Origin of the sequence: Streptomyces sp. 796.1, from assembly GCF_047525675.1 — a bacterium.
Classification (GTDB): Bacteria; Actinomycetota; Actinomycetes; order Streptomycetales; family Streptomycetaceae; genus Streptomyces.
Genome location: NZ_JBLIWA010000006.1, coordinates 48,303 through 68,974, shown reverse-complemented (window position 1 = coordinate 68,974; position 20,672 = coordinate 48,303). Strand labels below are relative to the sequence as shown.

At 70.7% G+C, this 20,672-nt stretch carries 14 protein-coding genes and 1 pseudogene; 6 read left to right on the top strand and 9 right to left on the bottom strand.

What is annotated here, in order from left to right; all coding sequences use genetic code 11:
* Positions 1–69: 69 nt before the first annotated feature.
* From ACMA1D_RS06215 to ACMA1D_RS06200, 4 genes are all read right to left on the bottom strand, one after another.
* The gene (locus ACMA1D_RS06215) at positions 70–783 is read right to left on the bottom strand and encodes a FadR/GntR family transcriptional regulator (protein WP_414722854.1); all 714 of its coding nucleotides are present in this window, start codon (positions 781–783) and stop codon (positions 70–72) included.
* A gap of 687 nt (positions 784–1,470) precedes the next feature.
* Positions 1,471–2,418 (bottom strand): LysR family transcriptional regulator, encoded by a 948-nt coding sequence (locus ACMA1D_RS06210; RefSeq protein ID WP_414722853.1) that lies wholly within the window; start codon positions 2,416–2,418, stop codon positions 1,471–1,473.
* A 374-nt stretch (positions 2,419–2,792) separates the two neighbouring features.
* A complete protein-coding gene (locus ACMA1D_RS06205; RefSeq protein ID WP_414722852.1) occupies positions 2,793–3,509 on the bottom strand; it encodes an XRE family transcriptional regulator in 717 nt (238 codons plus the stop codon).
* Between the two features lie 940 nt (positions 3,510–4,449).
* Entirely contained in the window at positions 4,450–6,138 is a 1,689-nt protein-coding gene (locus ACMA1D_RS06200) for an MFS transporter (protein WP_414722942.1), read from the bottom strand.
* Positions 6,139–6,487: 349 nt separating this feature from the next.
* On the opposite strand from ACMA1D_RS06200, the gene ACMA1D_RS06195 reads away from it, so the two are divergent.
* Positions 6,488–7,990 (top strand): Lrp/AsnC family transcriptional regulator, encoded by a 1,503-nt coding sequence (locus ACMA1D_RS06195; protein WP_414722851.1) that lies wholly within the window; start codon positions 6,488–6,490, stop codon positions 7,988–7,990.
* Between the two features lie 911 nt (positions 7,991–8,901).
* Positions 8,902–9,351 carry a phospholipase gene (locus ACMA1D_RS06190; RefSeq protein ID WP_414722850.1) on the top strand — a complete coding sequence of 150 codons (450 nt, stop codon included), beginning with the start codon at positions 8,902–8,904 and terminating at the stop codon, positions 9,349–9,351.
* A 270-nt stretch (positions 9,352–9,621) separates the two neighbouring features.
* Here the strand turns inward: ACMA1D_RS06190 and ACMA1D_RS06185 are convergent, their stop codons facing one another.
* From ACMA1D_RS06185 to pheA, 3 genes are all read right to left on the bottom strand, one after another.
* On the bottom strand, positions 9,622–10,440 hold the full coding sequence (locus ACMA1D_RS06185; RefSeq protein WP_414722849.1) for an HAD family hydrolase: 819 nt from the start codon (positions 10,438–10,440) through the stop codon (positions 9,622–9,624).
* Positions 10,437–11,714 carry a serine--tRNA ligase gene (serS, locus tag ACMA1D_RS06180; RefSeq protein ID WP_414722848.1) on the bottom strand — a complete coding sequence of 426 codons (1,278 nt, stop codon included), beginning with the start codon at positions 11,712–11,714 and terminating at the stop codon, positions 10,437–10,439. The genes ACMA1D_RS06185 and serS overlap by 4 nt, the downstream gene beginning before the upstream one ends.
* A 1,076-nt stretch (positions 11,715–12,790) precedes the next feature.
* Complete coding sequence (pheA, locus tag ACMA1D_RS06175) at positions 12,791–13,726, bottom strand: prephenate dehydratase (protein ID WP_414722941.1); 936 nt, start codon at positions 13,724–13,726, stop codon at positions 12,791–12,793.
* A 526-nt stretch (positions 13,727–14,252) separates the two neighbouring features.
* Here pheA and ACMA1D_RS06170 point away from each other — a divergent pair.
* Positions 14,253–15,140 (top strand): SIS domain-containing protein, encoded by an 888-nt coding sequence (locus tag ACMA1D_RS06170; RefSeq protein ID WP_414722847.1) that lies wholly within the window; start codon positions 14,253–14,255, stop codon positions 15,138–15,140.
* A gap of 250 nt (positions 15,141–15,390) precedes the next feature.
* Here ACMA1D_RS06170 and ACMA1D_RS06165 read toward each other — a convergent pair whose 3' ends face one another.
* Together ACMA1D_RS06165 and ACMA1D_RS06160 are read right to left on the bottom strand one after the other, a co-directional pair.
* Positions 15,391–16,167 carry a hypothetical protein gene (locus ACMA1D_RS06165; protein WP_414722846.1) on the bottom strand — a complete coding sequence of 259 codons (777 nt, stop codon included), beginning with the start codon at positions 16,165–16,167 and terminating at the stop codon, positions 15,391–15,393.
* Between the two features lie 6 nt (positions 16,168–16,173).
* Positions 16,174–16,302, bottom strand: coding sequence for a hypothetical protein (locus ACMA1D_RS06160; protein ID WP_414722845.1), 129 nt, complete (start codon positions 16,300–16,302; stop codon positions 16,174–16,176).
* Positions 16,303–17,240: 938 nt separating this feature from the next.
* Here ACMA1D_RS06160 and ACMA1D_RS06155 point away from each other — a divergent pair.
* From ACMA1D_RS06155 to ACMA1D_RS06145, 3 genes and pseudogenes are all read left to right on the top strand, one after another.
* Positions 17,241–17,705 (top strand): VOC family protein, encoded by a 465-nt coding sequence (locus ACMA1D_RS06155; RefSeq protein ID WP_414722844.1) that lies wholly within the window; start codon positions 17,241–17,243, stop codon positions 17,703–17,705.
* 771 nt (positions 17,706–18,476) lie between these two features.
* Positions 18,477–19,259 (top strand): DeoR/GlpR family DNA-binding transcription regulator, encoded by a 783-nt coding sequence (locus ACMA1D_RS06150; RefSeq protein WP_414722843.1) that lies wholly within the window; start codon positions 18,477–18,479, stop codon positions 19,257–19,259.
* Positions 19,260–19,674: 415 nt separating this feature from the next.
* A pseudogene (locus tag ACMA1D_RS06145) lies at positions 19,675–20,594 on the top strand (ABC transporter permease).
* The last annotated feature ends 78 nt before the right edge of the window (positions 20,595–20,672 follow it).

Sequence of the window (20,672 nt, the reverse complement as noted above, 5' to 3'; positions counted from 1 at the left end):
GGAAAGGAGAAAAAGAGGGGAGGGCGGGGGAGGAAGAGGGGAGGGGAAGCCTTGGGGCGGGTGGGGGAGTCAGGTGCCGGGCGCGAGTAGTGCGTCCACGGCCTGTTTGGGTACGTCCAGCAGGGCGCGGGCCGCACACTCCGCGGCGTCGGGGTCACCGGAGGCGATGGCGTCGACGACGGCGTGGTGGTCGCCCGGCGCGATGTGCGGCATGTCGCGATCGCCGAGCGCGGTGAGCAGCGCCTCGCGTACGGAGCTGCTGAACCAGCCGTACGTGGCGCTCAGCGCCGAGTTGTGCGCCGCGTCCACCACGGCCGTGTGGAACTCCACGTCGTGGTCGGCGTACAACTCGATGTTCTCGTGGGGTGGTTGGGTTCCGCCGTCGGCCAGTGCTGCCTGTGCGGCGAGGGCGGCTCGCATGCGTGCCAGGTCGGCGGGTTGGTGCCGGAGCGCGGCGAGCCGGGCGCCCTCTGCCTCCAGGGCGATCCGCAGTTCCAGGACGTCCCGGATGCCGGCACGCTGGATGCCGCGCATGACGGCGGCCGGGTCGGCCGTGGACACGACGAAGGTGCCTTCACCTTGTCTGGACTGGAGCATTCCGGCGTGACAGAGCACGCGGACCGCTTCGCGCACGGTGTTCCGGCCGACCTGGAGCTGTTCGGCGAGCGCGTGCTCGGTGGGTACCCGGTCGCCGATCTTCCACTGACCGTCGGCCAGTTGGGCACGGAGCTGCTCGACGACGGTGTCGACGAGCGAGGTGCGTCCTGCCGCCCGCAGCGTCATGGTCACTGCTCCTCACCTGCGTCATGTGGTTACCCGGTCATCCTACAACTGCCTATCGGCCCGTCCACCCCTGACAGGCGTGATGCGCGCTACGCCTGCGGTCTCGGGCCTCGGGCCCTTCGTCCCGGGTGACCCGACGTGCGCGTGCGGCCTGACGTGCGCGGATGGGGCGGCGTACGCGGGTGGCGACCCATTCCCCTCGCGTCATGCGGGTGGGTGGGGGCCGGCCGGCTGTTCGTACGCTCAGCGACGATTCGATCACCGCAGGTCAGCGAGGATTGTCAGAGGGGAGCAGTACGGTCGGTCCATGGCAGCAGGCTTCGACCTGGCATCCGACTCCACGGATGCTCGGCTGTGGCTGTGGCTGGTTCGGTGGTCGCTTCGGGCCCGGTCTCGTGGCCGGTGGTTTCGGGGCGTGGGTGGGAGCGGTGGGTTGGTGTGCTGGTCGTGGGGGCGCAGGTGAAGAGGGTGTTCGTCCTTGGATGTAGTGGGTGGGTGTGGTGGGTGCCCCAGGCTGTTTGGGGGTGAGCCACGTACGGGTGATTGTTGGGTGTGCAGGGTGGGTTGGGGGTATGAAGCCGGGTGGGGGTTGGTTGGGAAGCGGCCGGCAGCGTTTGCGTGTGGCCTGGCCTGGGGGTGGGTGTTTCCAGCGGAGGGCTCGCTGGACAGAGGTGGGTGGTGGTGGGGTCAAGCGGGGGTGTGGCTGCGGGGCTTGGGTGTGAGGGGAATGGCCGGGGTGTGGTGACGGAGCGGAGGCAGGCTCTCTGCCACGGCGTCCGCGAAGGCCAGGGCGGCCGGGCCGAGGGTTTCCCAACGGCGCACGGCCCAACCGGTGGCGAGCGGGGGCAGGCTCGGAATGGGGATGAGGCGCAGCCCGGGGTGTTCGGTGGCGCGCCAGCCGGGGAGGGTGGGGACGATCGCGTGCCCGAGGCCGAGTTCGGCGAGCAGCATGGCGGTGTCCCAGTCCGCGACGCTCGTGCTGGCGTCAGGTTCGGAGCCGTGCTGGGCGAAGTGACCGTCCAGGGAGCGGCGTGAGGTGGAGTTCTCGGGCAGCCGGATGTGTTGGATACCGGCCAGGTCGTTGTGGTGGATGGTGGTGTGGGTGGCCAGGGGGTCGTCGGCTCGTACGGCGAGTACCCAGGGGAGTTGGATCACCGGGCGTTGTTGGATGCCGCGTACGGGTGGGCCGATGGTGATCCAGGCCAGGTCGGCGGTGTCAGCGGCCAGTGCGTCGAGACAGCCACGTCCCGAGTTGGACGTCTGGAACTCCAAGCCCACCTGAGGGTGTTGGGCTCGGAAGGCGACCACGGCCTGCGACATGAAGTGCCGTACCGAGATGGCGCCGGTGGTGATGCGTACGGTGCCGGCTGCGCCGTCGCGGATCTCCCGCAACTGGCGTACGGCCAGGTCAAGGGCGCCGATCCCATCGCTTGCCGCGTGCCGCAGGAGTCGGCCGGCCTGGGTGGGGGCCACCCCGCGCGGTTGGCGTTCCAGGAGGGGTAGGCCCAGTTCGCGCTCCAGTCGGCGGATGCGCTGACTGATGGCCGACTGGGTGCAGGACAGGTCGCGGGCCACGGCGCTGAGGCTGCCCGCTTCGCACACCGCGAGGAAGGCGCGGAGATCATCGAGAGTCATTTGATCACGCTAGATGAGGAGGTGATGCCAAGCCACGGCTTGGAGAGTTGCAAGGAAACCCGTGGATTGACTTGGGGGTGGCCGGGCGCAGATGCTCAGAGGCAGGGCGAAGTCGGCGCCGCGGAGCCCTGGGCGGCAACCCGCTCGCCAGTTCACTGCGCGTCCGGAAGCGCGGTGCGTTGGCGAGCGGGTGCCGACCCGCAGCCGTGGGCCCGCCGCGGTGCCGGTGGGCCGGCGGTGGCTGGCCCACGGTGTCGGCCCGGCGATGGGTGGTGGCGTGCAGTGATGTGCGCGGTGTGGAGGCTGTGTGGTGCGGGCTGTGAGGCTGGGGGTTGGCGCGTGAGGGTGGGAGATGTTGGTGGGGTTGGGTGTGGTCAGGAGGCGGGCCAGTCCCAGGCCATGCCGTGGACGCCGGCGGGGCAGCGGGTGGGGAGCATGTGGGCCGAGTGGGAGATGTCCAGGGCGATGCGGCGGCTGGAACGTTGGGCGGCGCCGATCTGTTCGCGGTAGTAGCGGTAACAGGTCACCGGGAGCGCCTTGGGGTGGAAGTACACGTGGAGGAGGTACTCGCGCAGGTTGATGCGGGTGCGGCGTTCGTGGTGGGTGGAGGGGAGTTGGCTCGGGCCGAGCAGGATCTCGTAGTCGATCATGGCGGTCTCGTTGCGGGTCAGTTCCCGGCCGAAGAGGATCTCGATGACGAGGCTGCGCAGTTCGGGCACGAAGCGTACGGTGCCGGGCTTGCCGCACCGTATGACCACGTCGATCGATTCGGCGGTGGTGTCGTCGATGGAGTGCACGACCGTGAACCGGCTGGCTCCGCTGCGGGTGGCGCGAAGGACCTGGTGGACGGCGGTGCTGCGGATGCAGCGGTGTTCGTCCAGGCGGAGCGTCTCGTGGATGACGAGGGTGTGCAGGTCCTCGTTGAAGTGGGCGAAGGCGGCGCCCAGGGCGCGTTCGACGACGGAGTTCTCGCCGAAGACGCGCTGGGAGGCGGTGAGGTCCTGTGACTCGGCGGTTGTTCGGCCCCGTGGGCGGTGCGGGCCGAGGAGGGAGCGCAGGGCGCCGGTGGGGAGGGCGAGTATGGATTCCAACTCGTCGACGGCGCGCAGGGATTGGGGCCGCTCCGGTTGGCTCCGGCCGCGCTGCCAGTAGCTGAGGGTGGCGAGGCTGATGCGGATGCCGCGGGCCTCAAGCCGTTCCCTGACACGTTCCAGTGTGAGGCCGCGTTGGCGTAGGGCCTCGCGGAAGACGGTGGCGAAGGAGGTGCCGGCCGTGGCCCGGGCCAGGTGGGGCGAGGGTTCGGTGCCAGTGCCAGTGCCAGTGCCAGTGCCAGTGCAGGGCTCGGTGGGAGGTGGCGGTGGGGCGGCGGCTCGTACGCGGGGTCTTGGGGGCGCCCCGGTGACCGCGATGGACCGGGGTGCGCGGGGTGGGGATGGCTGTGTGGCGGCGGGCGGGGTGGGGCTGGTTCCCGGGTGGGGCGTGTGGTGCGCGGGGGAGCCTTGGGGCGGCTTGGGCATGACGTCTCCGGGGGTCGCGCGGTCCCGCTGAGGCGTGGTGCAGGGGTATGGAGCGGTGCGGTGTGAGGCGGTTCTCGCCGGGTGGCGTACGGGGTGGTTGGTAGGGGCCTGGCCGTACGGGGCGAGTGGAGCGGTGGGACGGGATGGCGCGGCGGGTGGTGGGGGACGGGGTACGTGCCGGTGGCGCGGGCCTCGCGGGTGCCGATGCCGAACGGTGCGGGGGCCGCTTACCGTATCCGGCGAGCGGCCCCCGTGTCCCGTACGAGGTGTGGGGTTTGGCCGTTGAGGGAGGGGGCTGTGCCTCGTGCGCCGGCGCCGGGTTTCGTCGGCGACGGCCCCGGCCTCGTACGCCCCCGTCTCGTACGCCCGGGCCGAAGGGCGCCCCGGATGCCCCCATTCCTCGTACGTCGTAGGCCGAGGCCCAGACGCGGTGCTCCGTGTGTCGCGTCCCGGGGCCGGGGTGTCGGGTGTTAGCCGTGGGAGGGGTGAGGGCTGGTGGCGGCCGGCGTGTTGGCTACGTCGGGGGTAGGGCCGTGTTGGTGGTGGTTGTTGTGGGGTGCGCTGTGCTTGGGGCGGGCTGGGGGTGTGGTGTGGGGTTGTGGGCTTTGTTGTTCGTGTGGGGGGTGGGGGGTTGGGGGCGGTCGTTGCGTAGGGCTGCGAAGACGAGGAGGGCGGTGGCGACTGCGACGAGGCCGGAGATGAGGCAGACCCGGTCGATGCCGGCGGCGAAGGCGTCGCCGGCGAGGCGTTCGATGGTGTGGCGGGCGGGGCCGGGTGGGGCGGCGGCGATGACGTCGGTGGCGTGACCGCCGCTGATGGCCTCGGCGGCGTGATCGGCCGCGTGGGCAGCGGTGTGGCCAGTGACGCGTTCGGCCGCATGGTCGGCGATCGTGCTGTTCGGGCCGCTGCCGGTGCTGGGCGGGCCCGCTGCGAGCGCGTCCCGCGCGCCGCCGGCTCCGCCGTCGCCCGCCGCGGCCGTGGTGGTGCCGTCGGTGTAGACGGTGCGTACGCGGGCGGCGAAGACGGTGCCGAGTACGGCGATGCCGAGCGCGTAGCCGAACTGGCGGGAGGTGTTCACCGCGCCGCTGGCCATGCCGGCGCGTTCACCCGGTACGAGTCCCAGTGCGGCCGATACCAGGACCGGCGTGGCCAGGCCGACGCCGAGGCCGGCCACGGCGAGCCCCGGTATGAGCGAGGTCCAGTCCGCGTCGCCGTCCACGAACGTGGCGTTCAGCAGCGCGCCCCCGCCCACCAGCAGCAGGCCGAACCCCACCGGGACCTTCGGCGGCAGGTGGCTGAGCAGTTTGCCGCCGACCACGCCGACCAGCAGTGCGGCCAGCGCCAGCGGCGTCACCGCGAGGCCGGCCTCGATCGGGCTCATGCCGAGGAGCGACTGGAGCCACATGGCGACGTAGGTGAGGTAGGGGAAGGCGCTCGCCTGGAGCACCACTGCCGCCACCATCAGCACCACGAATGCCGGGCTGCGCAGCAACCCCAGGTCGAACATGGGTTGTTGCAGTCGCCGTTCGACCAGGACGAAGGCGAGTAGGGCCAGTCCGGCGGCGATGAGCGCGGCCAGGGTGCCCGGCTCGGTCCAGCCCTCTTCGCCGCCGCGGATCAACCCGTACGTGAGGGCGCCGGCGAAGGCCGTGAAGAGGACCACGCCCGCGGTGTCGATCCGGCCCCCCGAGCGGCCGGTGGACTCGCCGACGGTGCGTAGCGTCAGCCAGCCGGCGAACACCGTCAGCGGCAGGTTGACCAGGAAGATCGCCCGCCAGTCCAGGGCCTCGGTGAGCAGCCCGCCGAGTACTGGGCCGACGGCCGCCGCGGCGCCGCTGGTCCCGCCCCACACGCCGAACGCCACGCCGCGGTCGCGCCCCGAGTACGTCGCCATCAGCAGCGGGGTGTTGGTCGCGAACATGGCCGCCGCGCCCACGCCCTGGACCGCCCGCGCCGCGATCAACAGGCCCGGGCTCGGGGCCAGTCCGCAGGCCAGCGACGACAGTGCGAAGACGGTCAGGCCCAGTACGTACAGCTTGCGGCGGCCGAACAGGTCGGCTGCCGAACCGGCCGCCATCAGCAGCGCCGCCAGCGCCAGGGCATAGATGTCCATCACCCACTGGAGGGAGGTGAAGGAGGCGTCGAGATCGCGCGCTATCGGCGGCAGCGCGGTGTTCACGATCGTGACGTCCATGATCAGCATGAAGTTGCCCAGGGTGATGGCGACCAGCGGCCACCACTTGCCGCGCCCGGCGCTGTGCTCGGTGCCGTGCTTGGTGGCGCCTCCGGAATCGCCCCCGGCACCGCCTCCGGAATCGGCTCCGGCACCCCGCCCGGCGCCGCCCCCGGCGCCGCGCCCCGTATCGAGTCCGGTGCCGCGCGCGGCGGCGGTCCGGTCGCGGGTGCCCCCGTCGTTCGTCATGGGTGTTTTCTCCTTCGTGAGGTGGTACGGCCCGATGTCGGCGGGCCGTACCACTGTCCGACCGGTCCGGCGTTTTCCCCAGCCAGTACGGGTGGTGGTGGCGGTATCCGACACGGGCTAGCGTGGGGTGGTGAAAATCGACGCGTTCGACGAGGTGGATCGGCAGCTCGTGCACGCCCTTCAGATCGACGGGCGCGCCTCCTTCGCCCGGATCGCCGCGGCGCTCGGCGTCTCGGACCAGACCGTGGCCCGCCGCTACACGCGGCTGCGCACGCAGGGGCTGGTGCGGGTGCTGGGGCTGACGGACGCGCGGGCGTTGGGTGAGGTGGTCTGGTTCCTGCGGGTGCAGTGCCGGCCCGATGCGGCGGTGTCGGTCGCCGAGGCACTGGCCCGTCGCCCGGACACGTCGTGGGTGAGCCTGATGTCGGGCGGTACGGAGATCGCGGCCGTACTGCGCGGTGCCAGCGGCCAGGACAACGACGCGGACGCCCTGCTCCTGCGCGAACTGCCGCGCACGCCCCAGGTGGTGGGCGTGACCGCGCAGTGCATGCTGCACCAGTACTTCGGCGGCGAACAGGGCCTGGTCAACAAGTCGGGGGCGCTCACGGCGCGGCAGGTGGAGTTGCTGAGTGCGGGGCCCGGCGGCGAGGGCGGGCCGGACGGGCTCCGCGGGCCGGGTGCGGTGTCCCGCGAGGGCGCGGGGGTTCCTGCTGCGGATGCGCCCGCGCCGGGTACGCCCATCGCGCCGGGTGCTCCCGATTCTCCGGAGGCATCCGCCGTCGTGGGCGTGGCGGCCGTCTCCGCCAGCCCGGGGGCCCCCGCTGCCGCTGCTGCCCCGGGGAGCCCCGTAACCCCGGCCGCCTCCGTGGCCGTGGGGGCCCCAGCAGCCCCCAGCACCTCAAGTGCCCTTGCCGCATCGGCCACATCAGCCATTTCAGGCGTCCCGGCGGCCTCGACTGCCTCGGATAGTCCCGGCGCCCTGGCCACCTCTGCCACGTCAAGCACCTCGGCCACGTCAAGCACCTTGGCCACGTCAGCCACCCCGGCCACGTCAGCTACCCAAGTAACTCCCGCCACTGCCGACACCACCTCGGGCGCCACTTCGACCACCACCCCGACCGTCGTCGCGCGCGCCACGGGAGCGCTGGCGGAGCCCACCGTTCCGGTGTCGCTCAGTGAGGGGGACCGGCGGCTGTTGGCCGTGTTGGAGGTGGAGGGGCGGGCGCCGCTCGCCGAACTCGCCGCCGCCACCGGCTGGTCCCAGTCGACCGTCCGCCGCCGGGTGGCCGAGCTGCGTCGGCTGGGCGTGCTCTACTTCGACGTGGACCACGACCGGCGGCTGTTCGGGCACGACACCAGGACGGCGCTGTGGGTCTCGGTGCCGCCGTCCGACCTGCACGCCACCGGCCAACAGATCGCCGAGCACCCCGAGATCGCGTGCTGTTTCGCCACCACGGGGCAGCACAACCTGTTCGCCATGGCCATGTGCTCCGACGTCAACGCGCTGTACCACTACCTCACCACGCGCGTCGCTTCGCTCGCCGCGATCCGGCAGGTGGAGACCTCGCCCTTGATCCGCCGCATCAAGGGCCCGGGCCCGGTGCCGGCCCACACACCCGTCCGCCGCCGCTGAGCCCGACCCCGACCCCGACCCCAGCCCCAGCCCCGCCTCAGCTCACCCGGCCCCACCCCACTCCACCCCGCCCCACCCCGAGCCCTGCTGACTCGCCGCACCCCGCCGCGCGGGCGCCCGTACCCGCAGGGAACCGGCTCTCGCCCTCCCCCGGGGCTCGTCCCGCGCCGCGCTCGTACCCACCCGCGGCGCGTCGCCCGCCCCTCCGCACAGGCCGCCGGGGCCTCACCGGTCTCTGCGGCCCCGACCACGTCCCGTACCTCCTCCACCCCTGCGGCCTCGGCCACCCCCCCCGTGCCTCACCCGCCGGCAGACCGGCAGACCGGCGGGCCACACCTCACCCCGGGCACGGGCAGGCCCCACCCACCGGCCGGCAGGCGACCACCCCACCCCCGGCAGGCGCACCCCCCCACCCACCCACCTACCGGCCGGCAGGCGACCACCCCACCCCCAGCAGACGACCACCCCGCCCCCCGGCAGGCTCACTCCCCGGCAGGCTCCCCACCCCCTCGGCAGGCCCCAGGCCAGGCGGCGAGCCGACACCGGACGCCATCCGCTGTTCATGCGAAGGTCCGTGCACGGCCCTTGTTGTTTGACAGGTACCTGCGGAACTCTGTTCCTCGCGTACGGGTCTACGCGCAGTGTCTATGCGCGTAAACGACTCGTCCCGCACGCCTGCGCTCGGCCGTGCTCGCCGGTCGGCGTCGTCCGGGCCGGCCTCCCACGGGCGGGCTCCGTCCGGCGCCGCCCGTGTCCCGCGCGGCTCCCGCCTCGTTCACCCAGCTCACCCAGCACGTCTGGTACGTCAAGCACACCCAGCACACCCAGTTCACCAAGTGCCCCGTCGGCACGGGTTCGCCGGTTCGGTTCGGTCGGGTCCGTGGTCGTCACGGAATCAACGGAGGAACTCCATGCGCCGGTTGGTCGCCACCCTGTCCACCACCGCTGTCGCCACGCTCACGGCCGTGGCCCTCGCCTCGCCCGCTTCGGCCGCCCCCGCCGACAAGGCGCAGGTGCTCGCCAGTTGGACGCAGACGAGCGCGTCCAGCTACAACGCGTGGAACGCCGCCCGCGCCAACCAGGGCGCCTGGTCCGCCTACGGCTTCGACTGGTCGACGGACTATTGCAGCAGCTCGCCCGACAACCCGCTGGGCTTCCCGTTCAAGAACTCCTGCGCCCGGCACGACTTCGGGTACCGCAACTACAAGAAGGCCGGCACCTTCAGCGCCAACAAGGCCCGTCTGGACAGCGCCTTCTACGAGGACCTGAAGCGCGTGTGCAACGGGTACTCCGGCGGGTCGAAGACCACCTGCAACGCCACCGCCTGGACCTACTACCAGGCCGTCAAGCAGTTCGGCTGAGCCGGCTGACCCACCAGCCGCCCGCGGTGGCCCAGACCGCCGCCCCCACGGGCGGGCCCGCGCCGCACGCGCGGCCCGCCCGTGGGCGGCAGGCGATGACCAACCGCGAGCCACCCGGGCCGACAGGCCGTCCAGGCCGCCCAGGTCGTACGGGTCCACAGAGATCAGAAGAGGTCGCAAAGGGTCCGAAGAGGCCAGGAACGCGCTCGGGGCGCGCCGTTGGCCGTGGGCCCGGGCGCGCCCCGAGAGGCGGAGTTCGGTCGGTGGCCGCTACGGGAACAGCGTCTCCAGGACCACCGCGATGCCGTCCTCCTCGTTGGAGGCGGTGATCTCGTCGGCCACGGCCCGCAGTTCCTGGTGGGCGTTGGCCATGGCCACCCCGTGGCCGGCCCAGCCGAACATGGGCACGTCGTTGGGCATGTCGCCGAAGGCGATCGTCTGGGCGGCCGTGACGCCGAGGCGCCGGGCGGCCAGGGAGAGGCCGGTCGCCTTGGTCAGGCCGAGCGGCAGCATCTCCACCATGCCGGGGCCCGCCATGATCACGCCCACCAGGTCGCCGGCGACCCGGCGCGCGGCAGCCGCCAACTCGTCGTCGGTGAGGGTGGGGTGTTGCAGGTAGAGCTTGTTGAGGGGGGCTTCCCAGACCTCGTCCACGTGCTCGAAGACGGGGGATTCCAGCGTGCGGTCCTCGACCACGTAGCCGGGCCCGAAGAGCACCTTGCCCTCCAGGCCGTCCCGGCCGGCGGCCAGGTAGAGCGGGCCGACCTCGGATTCGACCTTGGCCAGCGCGAGCGCCGCCAACTGCCGGTCCAGGGTCACCGAGGTCAGCAGCCGGTGCTCGCCAGCGTCGTAGACCTGCCCGCCCTGCCCGCACACGGCGAGCCCCGTATAGCCCAGGTCATCCAGTATGTGCCGGGTCCAGCCGACGGCCCGCCCGGTGACCACGATGTGCCGGGCGCCGGCCTTGGTCGCGTGGGCCAACGCCGCCCGGGTGCGCTCCGACACGGTCCCGTCGCCACGCAGCAGCGTGCCGTCGAGATCGGTGGCTATGAGCTGGTACGGGAGCGGGGGCTGGGGCGCCGCGCTCACGTGGCGACCGGTTCGAGGACCTCGCGCCCACCGAGGTAGGGGCGCAGCACCTGCGGCACGGTCACTGAACCGTCCGGCCGCTGGTGGTTTTCGAAGATCGCGACGATGGTGCGCGGTACGGCGCACAGCGTGCCGTTGAGCGTGGCCAGCGGCTTGACGTGCTTGCCGTCGCGCAGCCGCACGGACAGCCGGCGGGCCTGGAACTCGTCGCAGTTGGACGCGGAGGTCAGCTCGCGGTACTTGCCCTGGGTCGGAATCCACGCCTCGCAGTCGAACTTGCGCGACGCGGAGGCCCCGAGGTCGCCGGTGGCCACGTCGATCACCTGGAACGGCAGCTCAAGCCCGGTCAGCCACTGCTTCTCCCAGTCGAGCAGCCGCTGGTGCTCGGCCTCGGCGTCCTCCGGCGCGACGTAGGAGAACATCTCGACCTTGTCGAACTGGTGCACCCGGAAGATGCCGCGGGTGTCCTTGCCGTACGTGCCGGCCTCGCGCCGGAAGCAGGGCGAGAAGCCCGCGTACCGCAGCGGGAGCTTGTCCGCCTCGATGATCTCGTCCATGTGGTACGCGGCGAGCGGCACCTCGGACGTGCCCACCAGGTAGTAGTCGTCCTTGTCCAGGTGGTAGACGTTCTCGGCGGCCTGGCCGAGGAAGCCGGTGCCCTCCATGGCGCGCGGCTTGACCAACGCCGGGGTGAGCATCGGGGTGAAGCCGGCGGCGGTGGCCTGGGCGATGGCCGCGTTGACCAGCGCGAGCTCCAGGAGCGCGCCGATGCCGGTCAGGTAGTAGAAGCGCGATCCCGAGACCTTGGCGCCGCGCTCGGTGTCGATCGCGCCGAGCAGGTTGCCGATCTCCAGGTGGTCCTTGGGCTCGAAGCCCTCGGCGGCGAAGTCGCGCGGGGTGCCGACGGTCTCCAGGACGGTGAAGTCCTCTTCGCCGCCGATCGGGACGTCGGGGTGGACCAGGTTGCCGAGCTGGCGCAGCAGCCGCTGGGTCTCTTCGGCGGCCTCGTCCTGGGTGGCGTCGGCGGCCTTGACGGCGGCGGACAGCTCGCCGGCCTTCTTCAGCAGCTCGGCCTTCTCGTCGCCGCTGGCCTTGGGGATGAGCTTGCCGAGCTGCTTCTGCTCGGAGCGCAGTTCGTCGAAGCGGACGCTGGACGACCTGCGTCGTTCGTCGGCGGAGAGCAGCGCGTCGACGAGGCCGACGTCCTCTCCACGGGCGCGCTGGGAGGCGCGCACTCGGTCGGGGTCCTCACGAAGCAGGCGAAGGTCAATCACCCCTCCAGGTTACCGGTGCGTGCTCCGGCGCCTCGACGCGATATTCCATTGCGTCGCCATTTGCCCATATTTACCCCGAAAGGGGATAGAGGGGGCGGTGGGGAGGGTGTGGTGCAGCGCGGGGGTGGCTACGAAATGCGCGCTCGGGCCGTCAAGAATACGGTGCGCATTCCTCCATAGGGGGTACGTGGATGAGCCACGCTGGCTGATTTCCGCTGTGGAAGGGGGAGTTGGCGCCCGGAGGTTGTCCACAGGTCCGGGGGTGTAGTGCATAACTTATCCACAGGCTGTGTGCACAATCTGTGGACTTTAAGGTCGGACATTTCGACCGCATATTGCTGGGCCATGGATTCCCTCGCCACCCGCATCTCACACCCTCTTTCGAGTGAGTTAGCTCCCTTCTGGCGGGCGGATTCGCTGTGGATCAAGAAATGGGGGGCGAAGTGGCGGGAGTGGGCGGGAGTGTTGCGACTTGCGATGCTTTGGGTTATTTGCCCCCTAGGCCGGAATCGCCATGTCGACTTATTCACAGGTCGAGTCGGAGCCTGTGGATAACTTTTTGAGGGGTGTGCATTGCTGTGGGTGATGCGGGGCCCGGCCTCGGGCCGGGCGGCTGCGGATGTGGCTGCGGATGCGTCTGAGCCTGCGGCTGCGGCTGTGGCTGCTCGTACGGTGACGGCGTCCGTACGGTGATGAGGCTCGTGCGGTGACGGCGGCGGCGACGGTGTGGGGCCGGGCCGGTACCGGTTCTGGCGGTACGGGTTCGACCAGTACCCGGTCTGGCGGTACGGGGTTCGGTCGATACGGGGTCTGGCGGTAACGGGACCGGGGAGACCGGGCCGAGCCCGTACCGGTACCGGCTGTACCCGTACCAGCCGTACCCCGTACCGGCTGTACCCGTACCGGCCGTACCAGTACCGGCCGTACCAGTACCAGCCGTACCCGTACCAGCCGTACCCGTACCGGCCGTACCAGCGCCGGCGATACCAGTACTGGCCGTACCGGGATCGGGTGGTACCGGGACCGGAAAGACCGGGCCCGTCCCGTACGCCTCCGCAGCTCGTCGCGGGCGTGCCTCAGGCGCGGCCGTCCTGGCAGCGGGCCAGCCAGTCGGCCGCGGCGACGAACTCCGCGTCCGAGGTGCCGTGTCGCAGTTCGGGCAGGTCGGCGGGGTCGACGCCGGCCCGCGGGTAGGAGCCGAGGAAGCGCACCTTGGGGCAGATCCGCTTCAACCCGGTCAGCGCCTCGGCGACCCGGCGGTCGGTGATGTGCCCCTCGCAGTCCACCGAGAAGCAGTAGCGGCCGATGCCCTCGCCGGTCGGCCGGGACTCGATGCGCATCATGTTCACGCCGCGGGCCGCGTACTCCTGGAGCAGTTCGAGCAGTGCGCCCGGGTGGTCGTCGCCGAGCCAGATCACCACCGACGTCTTGTCCGCGCCGGTCCGCGCCGCGGGCCTGGCCGGGCGGCCGACCAGGACGAACCTGGTCTGCGCGTTCTGCGCGTCGTGGATGTCCGAGACGAGCGGCTCAAGGCCGTAGGTCGGTGCCGCGAACTCGCCGGCGAACGCCGCGTCGTAGCGGCCCTCCTGCACCAGGCGCGCGCCGTCCGCGTTGGAGGCGGCCGACTCCCACACGGCGTCCGGCAGGTGCTTCGCGAGCCAGTTGCGCACCTGCGGCTGGGCCACCGGGTGGCCGGTGACCGTCTTGATCTCGCTCAGCTTGGTGCCGGGCCGTACCAACAGGGCGAAGGCGATGGGGAGCAGCACCTCGCGGTAGATCATCAGCGGGCCGCCGGTGGCCAGTTCGTCCAGGGTGGCGGTGACGCCGCCCTCCACCGAGTTCTCGATCGGCACCAGCGCCGCGGCGGCCTCGCCCGACCTGACCGCGTCCAGCGTGGCCGGCACGGACACCATCGGGACCAGTTCGCGGGTGGCGGCCTCCGGCAACGTGCGCAGCGCGGCCTCGGTGAACGTGCCCTCGGGGCCGAGGTAGGTATAGCGGCTGGGCGACATCACCATGGGGTCCTCGCGATCTGACGTCCGGCGGGCGCGTGGCCGAGCGGGGCGAAGACGGTGGGTGTGCGCCGGAGCGGCACCCCGTACGCGCTGCCCCGCGCGGCGTTGCTGCCCGTGGATCTGCTGGGAAGTCGCCACGATACCCGCGCCCGGGCCCCGCTCAGGCCGGCTCCGTGGGCCCTGCCGTACGAACCCGGCCACGCGCGCGGCGCGTGCGGGTCATGTCCCCGCACCGTTGCACCGTTCGTTCGCCACCGGGTGGCCCTGCCCGGTGGGTGGCGGCGGCCGGGTGGTGGTCGGGGGCCAGGAATGGAGTGGGGGCGCTACGGGGAGTGTGCGGGAGGTGCGGGGGCGGGGTGCGGGATGTGGAGGAGGTGCAGGGCGGCGCGCGGGGGCGGGCGGGGCGTGGGGCGGTGCGCGGGCGCAGCGTGTGCGCGTTCTCGGCCCGTACCGATGCTTGAATGTGATTGAAAGTGTCACTTAGACTGCATGAACAATCATCCCCTCTCGCTTCGGAGTAGCCGTGACGCATGTCGAGAAGGAACTGGCCAGTCAGCCGGAGTGTTGGAGCCGCGCGGCCGAGCTGGCCGAGGCGCAGCGCGAGGCGTTCCCCGGGCGGGGGGAGCGGGTCGCCGTCGTGGGGTGCGGCACCTCGTACTTCATGGCCCAGGCGTACGCCGCGCTGCGGGAGGGCTCGGGGCAGGGGGAGACCGACGCGTTCGCCGCCTCCGAGTTCCCGGCCCACCGCGGCTACGACCGCGTCGTCGCGCTGACCCGCTCCGGCACCACCACCGAGGTGCTGGAACTCCTGGCCGGGGTGCGCGGTGCCGGCGGCCGTACGCTCGCGCTCACCGCCGACCCGGACACGCCGGTGATGACCGCGGCCGATCAGGTCCTCGTGCTCGACTTCGCCGATGAGCGGTCGGTCGTGCAGACCAGGTTCGCCACCACCGCGCTCACGCTGCTCCGCGCCCACCTCGGGCTGCACACCGAGACCGCCGTGCGCGACGTGCGGATCGCGATCAGCGAACCGCTGCCGAACGGCCTCGTGGACGCCAACCAGTTCACCTTCCTCGGCCAGGGCTGGACGGTCGGCCTGGCCAACGAGGGCGCGCTGAAGATGCGCGAGGCGGCCCTGGCCTGGACGGAGTCGTACCCGGCGATGGAGTACCGGCACGGCCCGATCAGCATCAGCACCACCGGCACCGCGACCTGGATGCTCGGCGAGGAGCCGGCCGGACTGGCCGACCAGGTGCGCGCGACCGGCGCGCAGTGGGTGTGCGACGGGATCGACCCGCTGGCGGAGCTGGTCCGCGTCCAGCGGCTGGCCCTCGCCATCGCCGACCGCCGCGGCCTGGACCCGGACCGACCGCGCCACCTGACGCGGTCGGTCATTCTCCAGGAGGGCTGACGGCTGCGGCTCCAGGAGTAGCCCCTGACCGGCCCCGCCCTCGACGGGACCCCTTCCCGGGAGGGCGAGGGCGGGGCATTGGTGCGAGGGTGCAGCAGGGGTTGGAGGAAGGTGGCGTGCACAGGGCTGTCCTGCCAGTTGCGGACGTGGAAGCTGACCGTCCATCCGCAGTCGTGTCGGTAGTACGGCCAGGTGCTCTCCGCCGATGCGGGGCCCGCGACTTCCGATGCCACGCCTGCGGCGGAGGTATTCACTTCACGACCTGCCGCCACCCGCTTTGTGCGGCATATGGACTGTCCGGGAAGTAGGCATTCGGGAATGAGCGCTTGGAGACGTACTTTTCCTCCTCCGTGAGCTTCCAGTCCCCGTCTTCCCATTTAAGGATGACGTCGACCTCTTCATCCTTGAGTGGATCGTCATCGACCACGTCGTTCGGGAGTTCCGCGTAGCGGTCGTAGACCATCCACAAGTGCACCACCTCACCGTCGTCGGTCAGCGACCTGCCGTGGATGGCTTTGACGACGGTGGTGACGTTGAACCCGGCGGGCATCGCTCCGGAGGGTGGCAGCCCGGCGCCTTCGCGTAGTTTGCGTACTTCGGAGACCCATTTATCGATCGTCTCCGGAGAGTTTCGGGAGGTGGTGACGGTCAGCTGCCGACGTGCCATCTGGTCATCCAGAAATGCGTACTCCTCCCAGCGTGCTACGGCCGCCGACAGAGCGCCTTGGACAGTGTCGGGGAAGCCGAGCGAGGCGCCGTCCTCCACCTTTCGCGGCTTCAGCACGCGTACTGGCGGGCAGTTGGCAGGGGTGGTGCAAACGGGAGTGGACTTTGGGGAGCCGGAGGGGCGGGCTGTCGCACTGGCGCTGGGGCGGGGCTTGTCCGCTTTCTCGGGTCCGCTGTCGTCACCGGAGTTCACGGCTGTGAGGGCGATGACGCCGCCCCCCACAAGGAGGGTGCCGCTCAGTACTCCGACGAGGAACAGCCGCCACTTCGCCCGTGCTGCTTTGCGGTCGTAGTCATCCATCGGCGATCACTGGGTGACCTGGTAGGCGGTCCACACCTGGCTGCTGGTGAGGCCGATGCCGACGGCGGAATGGAAGGACCAGACGATGCCCTTCTCGCGGGCGGCTATGCCGTCCCGCTCGGTGTTGTGGCCCACCGCGGCGAATAGCCAGCCAACTAGCCTTCCGATTACGCAGGCGACCAGGCCACCCCCCGCGATCCACCCCAGAATGGTCTCGGTTGAGGTTTGGACGCCGGAGGGCAACTCTGGCTTGTAGTGAGATATGGGGTTGGTGGGGCCAGGCGAGGGGTTTTCATCTGCCAGATGGTGCCAGGCGTCTGCTAATTCCATGATAAATTCCATGTCATTTTCTTCAATTGACCGGCATTACCGGTGATCCCACGATGAGCGGTGCAGGCTGTGCGGGCGGCGGCAGCGGGGAACCCCACGTGCTGTGTTCAACGTCTGAGTTCGTGTGGATGAGTGCCTCTCCCGCACGTTGGGTGGCGGGACGAAGCCGGGACGCCTCCCGAAGTCCTTGTCCTCGGAGAGCCGTGAGCAGGTGTCCAGGACGGCTGTTCTGCCCCTGCGGCTCAGCCGCTATCCGACAAGGAGCCGCGGTGGAGCGCCCGCAACCGGCTCTTGTGCCGACTACCGGTACGACCAAGCGTGTTGAGCTGCCTAGTGGTGGCGGCAACGCCGCCTTCTTCGCCATGCGCCCCCGCAACGGTTGGCCCCGCCCCCGCTGAGAATTGCCGCGCCAACGCCTGCCGGTCGCTTAGCGTGAATGCCCAGTCACTGGAGTGGCAGCATCTCAGCACGGAACAAGTCGAGGCAACCCGTTGCAGGTCTTGTCTGCTTCTTCGTGATTAGCGAGTGTCGGGCTAGAGAGATGGCAGATGTATTGACTTCTATAGAATTATCCTGCACTGAAACGGTAGTGCGCGTAGGTTGGATGAGCCCCTGGGAGAGTGAGCTTCGGCGCTGGCATGCAGTCGGGCGTGGCGCAGTGCCCGTTCAGGTGCTGCTTCCACCATGAAATGTGTCCGTCATTGCGGACCGTGCCTGTCCTAGATATGTCCTACTGTCTGCCCATGCCTACGGAACCCACCGCCTCCGCGTCCCCCGCTGCCGCCACATCCACCACACCCGCCGCTCCGGACGCCGTCCCCGCGGCCGGCGCCGCGTCCGCCGCGCCCGTCTTCCGGTACGCCGCGGTCACCTTCGACTGTCCCGATCCCGATGCGCTGGCCCGCTTCTACGCCGAGGTCACGGGTTGGCCGGTGACCTACTCCACGGACGGCTTCGTGCTGTTGGGACAGGAGGGGAGCCCCGGACTCGGGTTCAACCGGCTGGCCGACTACCGGCGTCCGACCTGGCCCGACCCCGCCACCGAGAAGCAGGCGCACCTCGACTTCGGCGTCGCCGACCTGGACGCGGCCGAGGCACATCTCGTCGCTCTGGGTGCGACCAAGCCCGACACCCAGCCGGACCCGGAGCGCTGGCGGGTGCTGCTCGACCCGGCGGGGCACCCGTTCTGCGTCTCCACGATGGTCTGACCCGCACGAGCCAGCCCCTGTCGCCCGCGGTGCGCGCCCACGCCTGAGCCCGGGTCCGCGCCCACCGGCTGCGGCGCGCACTCCCACCCACACCCCGTACGGCCCGATCCCCCGCTTCCCGGCGGGCGGTCGGGCCGTACGCGTGCCGGGGGTGGGGTTGGGGACGGGGAGCGGCTTGCCACCGGCCGCGCCAGCCCTACCGGCTGCACCAACCTCACCGGCCCCGCCAGACGTACCAGCCGCACCAGCCCCACCGGCCCTGGCCCGCCCTCACCCCACCCCCATCTCGCCCCCAACCCTCTCCCGCCCGCCCATGGATGTTTCTGCGCGAACCAATAAGTCAGAATCCACGAGTGCGCAGCTAGGTGGGTGCGTATGCCACTGTGTTCCCCGGCAGGGCACAGTAAGTGCAGGGCCGTCGCACGGCACCGTCGCGGGTCGTGGAGCGCCACGTCCGCAGCAGTACGCCGGAGGGTGCACCGGAGCCACGGGCTCCGTACGGAGAAGCCGCGCCCCGCACGGGGCCCGCACCCCACGGCGTACCGCAGCCCCTGCCGACCACCACGACACACCAACGAGCACGGAGACGTGCAACGACCACAGCACCACAGCACCACAGCAACGAAACGCAGCATCAAGCACAGCAACACAGCAACACAGCAACACAGCACAGCAACAGAGAACAGCAACAGAGAACAGCAACGACGACCCGCAAGGCCCCGCGCCAGCGGACTCCGCACGGCCCCGCGCCAGCGGAGGTGTGGAGGTGTAGTGAACCGGTACGAACGGCACAACATGCTGCTGGGGCTGCTCGCTGAGCGGCGGCAGTTGGAGGTCGACAGCGTGGCGGCCGAGCTGGCCGTCTCGGCGGCGACGATCCGCCGTGACCTGGACCATCTCGCCGAGCAGCGGCTGCTGACCCGGACCAGAGGCGGCGCGGTGGCGCACACCGTCGCGTACGACCTGCCGCTGCGGTACAAGGCCATGCGCCACGGGGAGGAGAAGGAGCGGATCGGGCGGGCCGCGGCCGGGCTGGTCAGCCGCGGGATGGTGGTCGGGCTGAACGGCGGTACCACCACCACCGAGGTGGCGCGGGCGATCGCCACCAAGACCGACGGGGCCGACAAGGCCGACGAGCCGGTGGTGACGATCGTGACCAACGCGCTGAACATCGCCAACGAGCTCGCCGTCCGCCCGCACGTGAAGATCGTGGCCACCGGGGGCGTCGCGATGCCCCAGTCGTACGAGCTCATCGGCCCGCTGGCCGGGCACATCCTGCGCGAGGTCAGCCTCGACATCGCGTTCATCGGCGTGGACGCCCTGCACCCGGAGCTGGGGGCCAGTGCGCACGACGAGGGCGAAGCGAGCATCAATGCGCTGCTCGCTGGGCAGGCCCGCAAGGTGGTGGTCGTGGCGGACAGCTCCAAGCTGGGTGAGCAGGCGTTCGTACGGATCTGCACGATCAGTGCCATCGATGTCCTGGTGACCGATGCGCACGCGCCTGAGCAGGTCAAACGCTTTGAGGAGCGCGGGGTGACCGTCATTCAGGCGTGATCGCCGCCCTGGGGCGGCCCCGCCGCCCCAGGCTTCCGCGGTGCGCCCTCGTCGCCGCCGTACAAGCACACAATGATCACGCAGCGAAGTGTGATTCTGCGCGTTTGCAGATCTTTATGAACACCTCTTGTCACCTTTAAGCAGTGGCGTGCAAGATGAAGCCGCCTCGTGGTGAACGTCGCGGCGCGTAGCTCTCGGCTGCGCGCGCCGGCGTGCCACCACCACGGGGACTCGGCAGTCACCCTCCCCTGCACGGCGGATTCCCGCGTGCCCCGGGCGGGCTGCCCCGCATCCGCTCTCGCTCTCACTGTCGGAGGTGAATGTGACGGCTTCCGTTTCTTCGTCGGCCCGTCCGGGCACGTCGCAGCAGCAAGCCCCGCTCTCCGCGGCCCCGAGCCCGCAGGGGAAGCGGGCGCTGCGCAAGGCCGCCCGCGTTCCCCTGCGGCACCGGTTGCGCCGCGACAAGGCGTTGCTGCTGCTCTGCCTGCCGGGCGTGGCCTACTTCGGCGCGTTCTTCTACCTGCCGTTGCTCGGCAACGTCATCGCCTTCCAGGACTACCAGCCGTTCCTCGGCTTCAAGCACAGCCCGTACGTGGGCATGCAGAACTTCGTGGCGCTCACCGAGCAGCCGGAGTTCTGGACGGCGGTGTACAACACGCTGGAGATCACCGCGCTCCAACTGCTGCTGTACTTCCCGGCCCCGATCGCGCTGGCCCTGCTGCTGAACTCGCTGGTCGGCGAGACGCTGCGGCGCTTCGTGCAGACCGTGGTCTACCTGCCGCACTTCCTGTCCTGGGTCGTGGTGGTGGCCATGTTCAAGCAGGTGCTCGGCGGCACCGGCACCGTGAGCAGCTTCCTCAACGACCACGGGGTCGGCGTCGGCAACATCATGACCAACCCCGACACCTTCAAGCTGCTCGTCACCTCCCAGATGATCTGGAAGGACTGCGGCTGGGGCGCGATCATCTTCCTCGCCGCGATGGCCTCCATCGACACCGCGCAGTACGAGTCGGCGGCGATGGACGGCGCCGGGCCCTGGCGGCGGATGTGGCACGTGACGCTGCCCGGCATCCGGCCGGTGATCATCATGCTGCTGATCCTGCGCCTCGGCGACATCCTCAACGTCGGCTTCGAGCAGATGCTGCTCCAGCGCGAGGCGGTGGGCGCCGAAGCCTCCGAAGTCCTGGACACGTACGTGTACTTCCACGGCGTCGTGGACGGCGACTGGGGCATGAGCACGGCCGCCGGGCTGATGAAGGCGTGATCGGCCTGGTGCTGATCCTCGCCGCGAACAAGCTGGCCCACCGCTTCGGCGAGCAGGGAGTGTACAAGTGACCACCTCGCTGCTGACCCCGGGCAAGTCCCCCGCGAAGGGCGGCGCCGGGGGCTCCCGCGGCGCCCGTCCGCGCCGTC